The sequence below is a fragment of the Acinetobacter sp. YH12100 genome (genome assembly GCF_013419135.1).
Classification (GTDB): domain Bacteria; phylum Pseudomonadota; class Gammaproteobacteria; order Pseudomonadales; family Moraxellaceae; genus Acinetobacter; species Acinetobacter pseudolwoffii.
This window is the reverse complement of the sequence record NZ_VPAQ01000023.1, coordinates 16,341-29,893: the sequence shown is the minus strand read 5'-3', so window position 1 is coordinate 29,893 and position 13,553 is coordinate 16,341. Positions and strand designations below refer to the sequence as shown.

The following is a 13,553-nucleotide window of genomic DNA, read 5'->3' as shown; positions in this document are numbered from 1 at the left end:
TTTAATAAAAAGAATGAACTGGGTAGTAATTACTCAATCACGCGCGGTACGAGGTATAAACCATCCTGAACAGCAGGTGCAACTGCTTGGTATTGCTCGCGATGATTGCTTTCTGAGACCACATCTTCACGTAGTGGCTGAGGATGGTCGAAAGGGCTCTTCAGCGGTTCAATTCCGTCGGTATTGATGCCTTTCAATGTGTCCATCATGCCTAAAATCTTATTTAAACTTTGAGCATATTCAGCAGATTGCGTATCATTGAGAGATAACCTTGCAAGGTGGGCAATGGCTGAAACTGTTTCTGCACTTAAATCTGCAGAATGCTGTGCATCCGATGTAGACATAATATTACCTAATCAGTATTAAAAAAATTCAAATTATCATGCGTTATGATAAGCGATTGACTTGTCCAAATCATCACATTTAGTTAAAGTTGCCACCTTGCGTCCATATAAAGTTTAATTGAGAACGTCCCCGTGATTCTAAAACGACTAATAGGCTTGTTTTCGCCAGATCTTGCCATTGATTTAGGTACTGCAAATACACTTATTTATGCGCCAGGACGAGGCATTATATTAAATGAACCCACGGTTGTAGCTATCCGTCATAGTGGTTCACATAAAATTGTTGCCGCTGTAGGTCTTGAAGCGAAACAAATGCTAGGTCGTACCCCAGCCAATATCTCAGCAATCCGCCCCATGAAAGATGGGGTGATTGCGGATTTTGAAGTCACTGAAACCATGCTGAATCAGTTCATTCGCAAAGTACATGAAAACCGTCTGTTTACTCCGGCACCGCGTGTGGTGGTGTGTGTACCATGTAAATCGACGCTGGTTGAACGTCGTGCTATTCGTGAAGCGGTATTTAATGCTGGTGCACGTGATGTCCGTTTAATCGAAGAACCGATGGCAGCGGCCATTGGTGCAGGTATGCCAGTTGAGCAGGCCTGTGGTTCAATGGTGGTCGATGTCGGTGGTGGTACCACTGAAATTGCGATCATTTCCCTGCAGGGTTGTGTCTATGCAGATTCTTTACGGATTGGCGGTGATGTCTTTGATGAGCAGATCATTAACTATGTGCGTAAGGCGCATGGCTGTGTGATTGGTGAAACCACGGCAGAAGTGATCAAAAAAGAAGTGGGCATGGCCTTGCCAGATGAAGGTGCTAAACCGCTTGAAATTGAAGTTCGTGGCCGTAATCTTGCAGAAGGTGTACCACGTGCGATTGTGGTTAACTCAGACGAAGTGACTCAAGCCATTTCAGATCCTTTGCAAAACATTGTGTCTGCGGTGAAATCAGCACTAGAACACACACCTCCTGAGCTGTCTTCGGATATTGCTGAACGCGGTATCGTGTTAACCGGTGGTGGTGCATTGCTGCGTAATCTAGACAAGCTGCTGGCCAAAGAAACCGGCCTGCCGGTTGTGGTGGCAGAAGATCCACTCTCATGTGTAACCCGTGGTGGTGGCAAGGTACTCGAATTTTTCGACAATCCAAATCATGACATGTTATTCGTAGGCTAAGAAAAGGATTCGGCGGGTGCAAGCACATCTGTTTTCTCGACAACCGCCATCTTTTCGCTCTTTTATCATTGCATTGGTAACATGCTTGGTGGTGCTTTTCTTTGATTGGCGCATGCCACATGTTGTACAACCTGCAAGGGATGTCCTGTACGCGGCCTATAATCCTATTTATGCTGTGGCCAGTTATCCGGTATTGTCGCGAGAGTGGTTGAATCAACAAACCAAGTCTGAAGTTCAGTTGCGTCGGGAAAATACCGCGATGCAGGCTGAGTTGTTGCAGGCGCAAGTTCGCTTACAAAAAATCTCTGAACTTTCTGCTGAAAATACCCGTTTGCGCGGTCTGCTCGATACACCACTGATCATTGACGGGCGTATTGAAATTGCGGAAGTGATTGGCACCGATGCCGATCCTTTAAGACATATCATTGTGATCAACCGGGGTTCAAATAACGAGCTGAAAGTCGGGCAAACGGTACTGGATGACAAGGGGATTATGGGACAGATTATTAATGTCTATCCGCATAGTAGCCGGGTCATGCTGTTGTCTGATAAAGAACATTCATTGTCAGTGCGTCTGGAACATACCGGAATGCGTGCCATTGTCTCGGGGACGGGTGATCTGGGACGTTTGAAAATGGAATATGTACCGACCAGTGCCAATATCAAGGTCGGGGAAAAAGTCTATAGTTCCGGCTTGGGCCAACATTTTCCGGCAGGTTATCTGGTGGGGCAGGTGTCCAAAGTACAACGACATAATTCAGGTGAATTTGCCCAGATTGATGTAACGCCAGCCGCGCAGCTGGCCGGTGGTCATCATGTGGTGGTGTTATTTTCCGACTCATTGGCGATGGAGCAACCGCATGTCAATCGCTAAGATGAAATCCAGAAAGCATCGTGATCCCTTATTTGCCATCGTCATTTCGGTGATCGTGGCTTCGATTTTGATGGTCTATCCACTTTCTTATACCCTCTCGGGCTGGCGCCCGCTGTTTATGCTGATGGTGATGCTATTCTGGGTGTTGTGTCAGCCGACCTGGTGCGGGATATGGTTTGCCTTTGGTACCGGTATTTTTATTGATTTGCTGCTGGACGCACCTTTAGGTCTGAATGCCCTCAGCTTTATTATTATTGCCTTTTTAGCCCGATTCCTGACTCGTGAACGCCGTATCCTGACCTTTAATAATCTCTGGGTGATTACGGGGCTGGCAATTGTTGCACATTTGCTGATGATCTTTTTTGCCCAGATTGTGGCAGGCGTGCAATTTTCTTTTGCCAGGCACTGGATTCCAATGCTGACCAGTATTCTGGTTTGGCCTGTCCTCTATTATATGTTGAAAAAATGGCGCATATAATTCTCGCTTCCAGCTCACCTCGGCGTTGTGAGTTATTACAGCAGCTCGGACTGAGCTTTGATATCTACAGTCCGGATATCGATGAATCTGTGCGTGAAGGTGAATCCGTCGCGGCTTATGTTGAACGTCTGGCACGAGCCAAGGCTGATGCAGTGGCCGAGCGTTATCCAGATGCAATCATCATTGCTGCGGATACCAGTCTGGGGGTCGATAGTGAGATTTTGGGTAAACCAGAATCCAAGCAACATGCCATTGAAATGTGGACAAAAATCTCCGGTCGGTGGCATGATGTCTATAGCGGTGTCTGTGTTCGTACAAAAGATGAAAAATACAGTATAGTGGTACATACGCAGGTAGAATTTCAAATCCTGAGTGCCGCAGACATGGAAAGTTACTGGGCCACAGGTGAGCCGCTGGGTAAAGCCGGGGCTTATGCGATTCAAGGAATTGCAGCACGTTATATTCCAAAAATACAAGGCAGCTATTCCAATGTGGTCGGCTTGCCGCTCTATGAAACCGTACAGTTATTACAGACAGTTAAGGCACTAAATTAACTGCTGATAAAAAGAATTTTTATAATGTTTTGAGTGTAATTATGTCTGACGAGTTATTGATTAACGTCACGCCGATGGAATGTCGGGTCGCGTTGATTGAAAACGGCACGGTCAATGAACTGTTTGTCGAGCGTACGGCCAAGCGTGGCTTGGTCGGTAATGTCTATAAAGGCAAAGTGGTACGGGTCTTGCCGGGTATGCAGGCTGCGTTTGTGGATATTGGTCTGTCCAGAACGGCATTTTTGCATATCAATGATATGGTCTGGCCGCGCCAGCAGCCCACCCCAAATGTCTTTGAACTGCTTCAGCCCGGTCAAATCCTCACGGTTCAGGTGATGAAAGATATGCTGGGTACCAAAGGTGCCCGTCTTTCCACGGATTTGTCTATTCCTTCGCGTTATCTGGTGCTGATGCCTTATGGCAATCATATTGGGGTGTCGCAGCGAATTGAATCTGAGGAAGAGCGCAATCGTTTGCGTTCGATTATTGAGCGGATTCAGGCCGAGCATAAGCTGCCAGGCTCAGTGATTGTACGTACCGCTGCTGAAGGTATTGAAGAAGCAGCCATTGCCCAAGATATGGCTTATCTGGCCAAGCTTTGGGAATATATCCAGCGTAAGCAGAAGATTATTGCAGTTCCCTCGCTGATCTTTGAAGAATTGCCTTTACCACAACGGATCATTCGTGATCTGGCCAATGAAGAAACTGCAAAAATCTACGTCGATTCACGTGAAATTCATGCCAAGCTGCAAGAGTTTGTCGAAGAATTCGTGCCGAATATGCGAGACCGCTTACTGCACTACCCGGGCGAGCGTCCAATTTTTGACTTATATAATGTTGAAGAAGATCTGCAAAAGGCGCTGCAAACTCGTGTTGCGTTGAAGTCGGGCGGTTATCTGATGATTGATCAGACCGAAGCGATGGCCACCATTGACGTCAATACCGGCTCTTATGTGGGTGGTCGCTCACTGGAAGACACTGTTTTTAAAACCAATATGGAAGCGACTCAGGTCATTGCACGTCAGTTGCGTCTGCGTAATCTGGGTGGAATTATCATCATTGATTTCATTGATATGCAGGAAGCGCAGCATCGTGAAGAAGTGATGAAACAGTTTGAGCGCATGTTGGAACGTGACCATGCTAAAACCAAGATTACTCAGGTATCTGAACTGGGTCTGGTGGAAATGACCCGAAAACGCACCCGTGAGTCACTGGAACATTTACTCTGTGAATCCTGTCCGACTTGTCAGGGACGTGGTTATGTCAAAACAGCCGAGTCAGTATGTTACGAAATATTCAGAGAAATTCTGCGTTATGCACGTGCTTATGAGTCGCAGAGTGGCTTTACTGTTGTCGCGCATCCCGCTGTAATTGATCGTTTACTAACAGTAGAGGCCCCAGCAGTCGCTGATCTAGAGCATTTCATTAATCGCGTGATTAAGTTCCAAGTAGAAAATCTGTATACGCAAGAGCAATACGATATCATTCTCAGCTGAAATTGTAACAGAATATCGTTAAACACTTGTTACATCTGAAATTTTACATTGGTGCTGTTATTTACAATACTAGATGCATGAATTAGCCAAAGCCGTTTCTCCCAGTTTCAGGCTTAGCAAAAGGAGTGTGTTATGAATATGAGTAAAGCAGTAATTAATAAAGGCCTAAAACACGTATTAGAACCAAAGACTGTACATGCAGGATATATCGTCGATGAGCGCGGTAATGAAGTCCAGATTACCGCCAGCATGATTCGTAATGCCTGCCATCAATTATTACAACAGTGTCGTACCATCAAAAGCTAATGCTACCGATACAGAATCTTGTGCAGATTGAAATAAATTCTAGGCAATCAAAAATGGATGCATCATCCCAAAAATATAAAATAAATTTAAAACGATGTTAAAAAATAAAACCAAGGGGCTCTATGAGCCCCTTAATTATGTGCGCTAGGACTGGCAAAAATGATCAACACTTTTTTCAGTTTATATATTCTATTTATTGATCTGCGGCTAGCTCACCGCCTGTAACTTTGGGACAGGTTCACCATCTACAATTCGTTCAAAACGCTGGATTTCTTCTTCAAGATGCGTCAGCAGATTCTGCATTTTCGGCAGGGCATTACGGCATGCGGTTAAGCCGACTTCCAGTTTGTCCAGATAGCTGGTCATGGTAATGTTTAAAGCCTGCCCATCTAGTACAATTGAGGCTGGATAAAGCGCTTCGAGACGTGCACCATTCCAATATAGCGGTTCCTGAGGGCCGGGTACATTGGAAATAATCACATTAAATGCCTGGCGCGTCGGCATTAAACCCGATGCAATGTTCAGACCGGCTGCACCATAGACAAAGGCACTATAATTTAAAATCTGATTGGCATTCATGCGTTTAAAACGTTCCTTGGCACTCAGTACACTGCCACGTACAATTTTGAGACGTTCCAGAGGATCTTCTTTATGGGTGCCCAGATTGGCCAGAATCATGGTAATGCGATTGGAAACATCCGAATCATCACTTCGAACCGAGGCCGGAACCATAGCAATTAATGGTTTTTTCGGTAAAGCGTTTTGTGATAGTAAATATTCACGTAGTGCACCTGAACAGATGGCCAGTACCATGTCATTAATCGTGACGCCCAATGCTTTAGAAATATGCCGTAAACGTGAAAATTCAAAGGATTGTGCCGCAAAACGACGCGAAGCACTGACACGTTGGTTCAGAATACAACTTGGTGCCTGAAAACTGGACACATAATCCGGATTGCGCCCCATATCCTTCATAACGGTCTGAGACAGCTCATAAGCGACGCGTGGTGCGCATTCTAGTTGGCCTTTAATGGTTTGCAGGACATTTTTAAAAGCATTGACCTTAGGTGCTTTAAGGCGTTTGGCGCGTGGCCCTTCAACACACCACGGTGGCACAATACTTTTGGCATTCGGATCATGCGACAGCGATTTTTCGACCAGACGCATGCCGGCGATTCCGTCCACCATCGCATGATGGATCTTGAAATACATGGCAAAACGATTACCTTCAATGCCTTCAATAATATGACAGGTCCATAAAGGCTTGGCACGATCAATCAGCGCACTATGTTCTTGTGAAATATAAGTGAGCAACTCACGGATACGACCCGGTTTCGGCAGGGCAATATGACGAAAATGATGATCTAAATCAAATTCTTGGTCTTCATCCCAAAACAGGCCATTTAAATAATTATTAAAAGGTGGAATCGGCGATGATTTGGAGTTTTGAATATCAGTGACGAGATCCTGAATAAAGGAAGCTGGTGCATTTTCGGGAATTTGGAATAAAAATAGCCCACCTACATGCATAGGTTGCTGCCGTTTCTCTAAAGTTAAGAAAATAAAATCAATTGGATGTAATGGACGCATAGCGTAGATTGCCTCACTGCACTTTCTTCAGCTGCTCTGATCCGAACAACCTTGTTAGAATTATTAATATTGACATTACAAAGTATAGCGATTTTGCCACGGAAAGGTACTGATTTTTCTGTAGATGATTGGTTTATGAAAAAACCACCGACGAGTCGATGGTTATGCTAGATCATTTTTGCAAGTTGCCGGCATGCAGACCACATTCTTTATGCGTGGCTTCTTCCCACCACCAGCGGCCTTCACGTTCATGCTGATTCGGCAGGACAGGGCGGGTACAGGGTTCACAGCCGATTGAAACAAAACCTTTTTCATGCAGCGCATTATAAGGCACTTCCATCATGCGGATATAACTCCAGACATCTGCACTGGACCAGTTGGCCAGAGGATTGTATTTGATCAGCTGCTTACCCGGACCGGAAAAACCTGGATCTGCCTGAACCACAGGAATTTCATTACGGGTACCCGGGCTTTGGTCTTTACGCTGACCGGTAATCCAGCCATCCAGCGTGGCCAGTTTTTTACGCAGTGGTTGAACCTTGCGTATACCGCAACATTCCTGATGGCCATCTTCAAAGAAACTGAATAAACCTTTTGTCGTCACTAGATTTTGCACGTCTGCAGTTTCGGGGAAGCAGATTTCAATCTCGATATTATAATGCTTACGCACCCGCTCAATAAACTGATAGGTCTCTGCATGTAAACGTCCAGTATCCAGACTGAATACCCGGAATGGTTTACCCAGATGAGAGGCCATATCAATCAATACAACATCTTCGGCCCCAGAAAATGAAATCGCAATTTCACCTTGCTGGCTCAGTGCAAGTGCCAAGATTTCATTAGGCGATTTATCTGCATATTCAGATGCAAGTGCATCAATACGATCAATAGTAGGAATGATGGTCATGAGAATCCTGGCGATATAGGCTTGGAAAGGACATGGCCTATATTAATTAATTTCACCTCTATTTTAATAGAATTGATTTAATTGACTTATCACTAAAAAATAAATACTTATGAAAAAAATAGATTTAAAAAAGTACAGTACAAAATCTGTTGCTTCAGCTATGATAGTGCAAAATTTTTTCAATACAACTTAGAGGGAATGTTCATGGAAGTCGTATGTCTAGATTTAGAAGGTGTGTTGGTTCCAGAAATCTGGATTAACTTTGCCAAAAAAACCGGTATTAAAGAGCTTGAAGCGACGACTCGTGACATTCCTGACTATGATGTACTGATGACCCAACGTCTGAATATTTTAAAACAGCACGGTTTAGGCTTGAGCGATATTCAGGAAGTGATTGCAGAAATGGGGCCGTTCCCGGGAGCAAAAGAGTTTGTGAAATGGGTGAGTACGCATTTTCAACTGATTATCCTTTCAGATACTTTCTATGAATTTGCGCATCCACTAATGAAGCAGCTGGATTGGCCAACTATTTTCTGTCATAAACTGGAAACAGATGAAGCAGGCATGATCTCGGCTTATAAACTTCGCCAGCCAGATCAAAAACGTCAGGCTGTTAAAGCACTGCATGGTTTGAATTTCCGTGTGATTGCGGCAGGGGATTCTTATAATGACACCACTATGCTGGGTGAGGCGGATAAAGGCTTTTTGTTTGATGCACCAGAAAATGTGATTAAAGAATTCCCACAATTCCCTGCAATTCATGGTTATGAAGCTTTAAAAGAGGCAATTCGCAATGCCTCAGTTCGAGATATTCCAGCTTAATATTTTTATTTTAAAATAATAAAAAAATGGCGCAATTAGCGCCATTTTTTATTGAATTTCAATGTTAGTTAACATTGATTAATTAAAAACGATAGCCAATTTTCATACCATATGCAAGAGCACTGTTATCTTCAAAGCTACCAACAACATTCCCACCTGTTTGTGCATCTGCATCACCTAACCATAGGTAACGTACGCCAGCAGCAATGAAATAGCTTTGTGCAGGGCTATATTGCGCGCCTAATCCAATACTCCAGTTTCCATTTACTGGGCCAAGAGTCGTAACAGGGTTGCCTGCACCAGAGTCATAACCAACAGAAGCTGAACCAGCCCATTTATCATTAAACTTATGAGAGATACCTGTTGTAATAGACCACTGATCATCTGAATAGTCGATTAGGTTTTGTGCTTTGCCTCTTGCAGCCTGTGTTGCAGCAGCTAAATATGTAGGTTTAACTGCAAATTGATCCCAATGTACCCAACGAATATTTGCAAAAGCTAAGGTGTCTTTAGCAACACCTGATTGTAAATCAATGTTTACAGACTGAGGTGTAACAACTTCTGTGTTTGAGTTAGGACGAACAACAGCACCTAGGGCAAATGTTTCTGAAGTATCAAGTTCATGCTTGATTTCAGAGCGATAAGTGACAGCAGCTCTAAGTGCAATTTCAGGAATAGAGTATGCGGCACCTGCAATCCAACCGAAAGCATCATTTTCTTTAAGATCTATGTCGTAGCCACCTAATAGATGAGTACCACCGTATGCGGCACCACGTAATGAAACTTTTCCTTCAACTGTTTGATATACGGGACCTGCATAAAAATTCCAGTTTTGGTTGGGTTGGTAACCAATCAGCGCTGTTAGATTATTAGTATCAACTTCAACAGAAGTTCCTTCCATACCATTACCAAATGTACCTGCTGTTGATGAGTAGGTTGCATCAGCACCAAAAGGTTGATCGTAAATCAAACCAAGTGAAATTTTATCAGTTGCTTGAACTTTGATTGCTGCGGAAGGGAAGTAATAGTCTTCACCCATATCACTGATTTTTTCGCCCCTGAGATCAGCAATTGGATTATTAACAGTCGACTTACCTTTTACATCAGGATCAAGAACCGAAATACCAGCTTCCGCATAGTTACCCGGCTGTAAAAAAGCAGAAATGGACTGACCAGAACGATCTAGGCCTGCTGCCTGAACAGCAGAAAGAGGTAAAGTGCTAAGTAAAATAGCTAAATAAACTTTATTAAGCTTCATGGTACGTTCCCTGATGCCATCTGTAACAAAAATGTGCTGGAAAAGTAACATAATTTTAAAAAGAGTAAATACTCAGCTCTGTTGAAGAAATGAACTAAGGCGGTTAAATAAAAGGGTTGCTTAGAGTATTTGTACTATATTTTTGAATTTAAGTTTTTGAAAAATATGGATTTTAAAATATTTAAAATAGTGTAAAAGAACTAAAAAATTATTAATTTTAATTGATGGTAAAATAATCGAATAATATGCAAGTGTATAAAAATAGAATGAGACAATAAAAAACCACCCGAAGGTGGTTTTTATATGAAGTTATAACTTAGAAGCGGTAACCCATTTTTAGACCATAACCAATAGCGTGGTTATCTTCAAATTCACCAACATTTGGATTAGCTACTGTCAAAGCTGTTGCATCACCTAACCAGAAGTATTTCACACCGCCAGCAATAAAGTAATTTGGAGCTGGAGAGAATTGAAGACCTAAACCAACGTTCCAGTAACCTTCAGTTGGGCCAAGAGTAGTTACAGGGTTGTCGACACCAGAGTCCCAACCTACAGAGACATTACCTGCCCATTTATCGTTCAGTTTACGGCCAACACCAACAGTAGCCGACCATTGCTCTTCGTTATATTCAACAAGGTTGCCACCTTTTAAGCTTGCTAGCGTAGGTTTTAATGGAGCAGGTACGAGTGGTGAAGCAGATGCCGTTGCTAAACCATCTAGAGTTTTACCAAAAGCAGGTGGGCGAATACTGAAGTCAGACCAATCGACCCAACGGACATTTGCGAAAGCAACGGTATCTGCCATAATACCTGTTTGAAAATCTAAATTAACAGACTGTGGAGTTGTTACTTTGGTATTTCCTGTTGGTGTAAGAGGCATTGCTGGAGCCAGCACCGTTGTACCAATGCCAATTTGAGGTGTTGCTTCTGTAGTTGCTAACTCATGCTTAACTTCAGAGCGATAGGTCAAAGAAGCTTTAAGTGCAATTTCTGGAATTTGGAAAGCTAGACCTCCTAACCAACCAATTTCGCTGTCTTTTTTCATGGTTACATCGTAACCATGTAATAGACTATATGCTGCACCACGTAATGCAGCATTACCTTTAGCTGTTTGATAAACTGGACCCGCATAAATATTCCAGTTTTCAGTTGGTTGGAAACCAAATAAGAAGCTTAGATTTTCAGTTGTTACTTCAGCACGGGTACCGTCACTTCCTGTCGGATTAAATGCTGCTGATTGAGCGGTATATTCAGCTTCTGCACCGAATGGTTGATCGTAAATTACACCGAAAGAAAATTGATCGGTTACTTGTAGTTTTAAGGCAGCGTGAGGGAAGTAATAATCACTTGCCATATCACCTGTTGCGTGTGATGGAATTTGCTGCCCCGTAAGAGTGGTCATAGCTGTAGTTTTACCAGATACATCTGGGTCTAATACAGAAATACCTGCTTCAAAGTAGTTACCCGGTTGTAAGAACGCAGCGATGGATTGACCAGAACGATCCATACCTGCAGCAAAAGCACCTGTCATTGGTACAGTTGCTAAAATCATTGCTGTGCTTAGTGCTTTTAATTTCATTATACATTTCCCTTGGGCTATAAAGTCTTTTATGACAGTTTTTGTTGATGCTTTAAGCTTTCATCTAGGATGATTTCGGCTTGTATTCACCGAGACCATTTGTTACTCCATGTGACAAAAATATCACAATTAAAATAAGAGTAAATGCTCTAGAAAAAACTAATTAGTCTAAAAAAGCATCAAAATAGAGTTTTTACACCAAAAAATAGCCTCATTTTGAAATAAGTATTTGAAAGTAAAAGAAATAAAATAATGAAGAAAAAATGATTTTTTGTATAAAAAATATTCTAAAAATATGAAGATTAACGCTAATTTTTTGAAGTATAGATCACATTTTGAAAGGATGGTGCGCCCTGCGGGACTCGAACCCACGTCGGTCGCTTAGGAGGCAACTGCTCTATCCAGTTAAGCTAAGGGCGCGAAAAGAAGGCTATTGTACTGTAAAAAATACAAAAAAAAGTTATTGCCGCAGCAATAACTTTTTAAGAATATATACTTATATAAACCGATTAAGTATTTTTAGGCTTAAGCAACTTAAACAGAACGAACATGACCACAATCCAAACCGGAATCATTAAAATAGATTCCTGAAAACCCTGAGTCCACATGATGTAGAGAATCGTAATAATGAAACCTAAGACCAGAATATTGCCTGCTGGAGACCATAGTGCTGGGAATGAGGTCTTTTGGCCGAGCTTCTTCATGCTCTGAATGAATTTGAGATGGGTCAGCGTAATCATCGCCCAGTTCAACACTAACGCACCGACCACAATATAAATCAAGTGGCTTAATGCATCTTCAGGAACAAAGTAGTTAAGTAATACACAACCGAAAATCAGCGCGGCAGAAAACAATACCGCAGGAATCGGAGTACCTTGTTTATTCACTTGCATGAAGACTTTAGGTGCATTTCCTTGCTGAGCCAGACCATAGAGCATGCGGCTATTGGCATACATACCGCTGTTATAGACAGACAGTGCAGCCGTTAAAATAATAAAGTTCAGTAAGTGTGCTGCCCAGCCAATGCCCAGTTGACTGAAAATCATTACAAATGGACTTTTATCCAGACCACCTAGCTCAAGCTGATTCCAGGGCACCAGTGATAACAGAATCGTCAATGCACCCACATAGAAAATCAGGATACGGAACACCACCTGATTAATCGCTTTCGGAATGGTCTTCTCTGGATTTTCAGCTTCTGCTGCTGCCATACCGATCAGTTCAATCCCACCGAAGGCAAACATCAGGAAGGCCAGCATGAAGAACAGACCTTCAAAGCCATTCGGGAAGAAACCACCTGCAGTCCATAAATTACTGAAAGACGCAGTCGAGGAAGCATCTGCAGTCAAGATCAGATATAAACCGAAGACAATCATCGAGATAACTGCAGTCACTTTAATGATTGAAAGCCAAAATTCTGATTCACCGTAGAATTTCACATTGCCGAGGTTGACCAGGGTAATCACGATAAAGAAAAACAGTACCGATGCCCAAGCTGGAATAAAAGGCCACCAATAGTTAATATATTTCGCAACGGCAGTAAGTTCGGTCATGGCCACCAGGATATATAAAATCCAGTAGTTCCAGCCCGCAAGGAAACCGGGGAACTTGCCCCAGTATTTATAAGCAAAATGGCTGAATGAACCTGCGACAGGTTCATGAACAATCATCTCACCCAATTGACGCATGATTAAAAATGCAATCAAGCCACCAATGGCATAGCCCAAAATAATAGAAGGACCCGCAGATTGGATCACCTGTGCGGAACCTAAGAATAAGCCTGTGCCAATTGCACCGCCCATGGCGATCAACTGAATATGACGGTTCTTTAAGCCACGCTGAAGTTGTGAAGACTCGTTATTCAAAGTGTTCAGCCCGACAATGGAAAAAATAAGTATAAAGATTGTAATGGAACAAAGTTCAGAAACCTAGTGCAAGACTTTGAATGAAATATTATTATCAGATTTATAATAAAAAATTATAAAAATAAATTAAATAAAAGATAACTGAATCAATATATTAATTTTATTGACATTGTAACTGATGAGTTTCCTGTTTTTTTGCTCTGATACGAATGCTGATTTTTTATACTTAGGTCGGAGCACTGAACTTCCTTGGCTTTAAAGCGATTATACTCTTCTCATAAGTATTCCATAACTTTTACCA

General features: G+C 42.5%; 13 protein-coding genes and 1 tRNA gene. 7 read left to right on the top strand and 7 right to left on the bottom strand.

The window, feature by feature from the left end:
- Positions 1-29: 29 nt before the first annotated feature.
- On the bottom strand, positions 30-344 hold the full coding sequence (gatC, locus tag FTU40_RS13480) for an Asp-tRNA(Asn)/Glu-tRNA(Gln) amidotransferase subunit GatC (RefSeq protein ID WP_005096170.1): 315 nt from the start codon (positions 342-344) through the stop codon (positions 30-32).
- 132 nt (positions 345-476) lie between these two features.
- Between gatC and FTU40_RS13475 the strand changes: the two genes are divergently transcribed.
- From FTU40_RS13475 to FTU40_RS13450, 6 genes are all read left to right on the top strand, one after another.
- The gene (locus tag FTU40_RS13475; protein ID WP_004279360.1) at positions 477-1,523 is read left to right on the top strand and encodes a rod shape-determining protein; all 1,047 of its coding nucleotides are present in this window, start codon (positions 477-479) and stop codon (positions 1,521-1,523) included.
- Positions 1,524-1,539: 16 nt separating this feature from the next.
- A complete protein-coding gene (mreC, locus tag FTU40_RS13470) occupies positions 1,540-2,397 on the top strand; it encodes a rod shape-determining protein MreC (RefSeq protein WP_005096172.1) in 858 nt (285 codons plus the stop codon).
- Positions 2,384-2,875: a rod shape-determining protein MreD gene (gene mreD / locus FTU40_RS13465; RefSeq protein WP_005096176.1), complete on the top strand. Its 492-nt coding sequence runs from the start codon at positions 2,384-2,386 to the stop codon at positions 2,873-2,875. The genes mreC and mreD overlap by 14 nt, the downstream gene beginning before the upstream one ends.
- Positions 2,863-3,429 carry a Maf-like protein gene (locus FTU40_RS13460; protein WP_180041187.1) on the top strand — a complete coding sequence of 189 codons (567 nt, stop codon included), beginning with the start codon at positions 2,863-2,865 and terminating at the stop codon, positions 3,427-3,429. The genes mreD and FTU40_RS13460 overlap by 13 nt, the downstream gene beginning before the upstream one ends.
- 41 nt (positions 3,430-3,470) lie before the next feature.
- Positions 3,471-4,925, top strand: coding sequence for a ribonuclease G (gene rng / locus FTU40_RS13455; RefSeq protein ID WP_005096179.1), 1,455 nt, complete (start codon positions 3,471-3,473; stop codon positions 4,923-4,925).
- A 132-nt stretch (positions 4,926-5,057) separates the two neighbouring features.
- Positions 5,058-5,231, top strand: coding sequence for a PA1571 family protein (locus FTU40_RS13450; protein ID WP_005096185.1), 174 nt, complete (start codon positions 5,058-5,060; stop codon positions 5,229-5,231).
- Between the two features lie 207 nt (positions 5,232-5,438).
- On the opposite strand, the gene FTU40_RS13445 is transcribed toward FTU40_RS13450, so the two are convergent.
- Together FTU40_RS13445 and FTU40_RS13440 are read right to left on the bottom strand one after the other, a co-directional pair.
- Positions 5,439-6,821, bottom strand: coding sequence for a wax ester/triacylglycerol synthase family O-acyltransferase (locus FTU40_RS13445; protein ID WP_005096186.1), 1,383 nt, complete (start codon positions 6,819-6,821; stop codon positions 5,439-5,441).
- 172 nt (positions 6,822-6,993) lie between these two features.
- Positions 6,994-7,728 carry a phosphoadenylyl-sulfate reductase gene (locus FTU40_RS13440; protein ID WP_005172099.1) on the bottom strand — a complete coding sequence of 245 codons (735 nt, stop codon included), beginning with the start codon at positions 7,726-7,728 and terminating at the stop codon, positions 6,994-6,996.
- Positions 7,729-7,932: 204 nt separating this feature from the next.
- On the opposite strand from FTU40_RS13440, the gene thrH reads away from it, so the two are divergent.
- On the top strand, positions 7,933-8,550 hold the full coding sequence (gene thrH, locus FTU40_RS13435) for a bifunctional phosphoserine phosphatase/homoserine phosphotransferase ThrH (protein ID WP_180041185.1): 618 nt from the start codon (positions 7,933-7,935) through the stop codon (positions 8,548-8,550).
- A gap of 82 nt (positions 8,551-8,632) precedes the next feature.
- On the opposite strand, the gene FTU40_RS13430 is transcribed toward thrH, so the two are convergent.
- The 4 genes from FTU40_RS13430 to FTU40_RS13415 all read right to left on the bottom strand — a co-directional run bounded on the left by FTU40_RS13430 (position 8,633) and on the right by FTU40_RS13415 (position 13,252).
- Positions 8,633-9,808 carry an OmpP1/FadL family transporter gene (locus FTU40_RS13430; protein ID WP_180041183.1) on the bottom strand — a complete coding sequence of 392 codons (1,176 nt, stop codon included), beginning with the start codon at positions 9,806-9,808 and terminating at the stop codon, positions 8,633-8,635.
- A 316-nt stretch (positions 9,809-10,124) separates the two neighbouring features.
- Positions 10,125-11,360 (bottom strand): OmpP1/FadL family transporter, encoded by a 1,236-nt coding sequence (locus FTU40_RS13425; protein ID WP_373684775.1) that lies wholly within the window; start codon positions 11,358-11,360, stop codon positions 10,125-10,127.
- A 371-nt stretch (positions 11,361-11,731) separates the two neighbouring features.
- Positions 11,732-11,807: transfer RNA gene (locus FTU40_RS13420), tRNA-Arg, on the bottom strand.
- 89 nt (positions 11,808-11,896) lie between these two features.
- A complete protein-coding gene (locus FTU40_RS13415; protein ID WP_005172091.1) occupies positions 11,897-13,252 on the bottom strand; it encodes an amino acid permease in 1,356 nt (451 codons plus the stop codon).
- Positions 13,253-13,553: the final 301 nt, after the last annotated feature.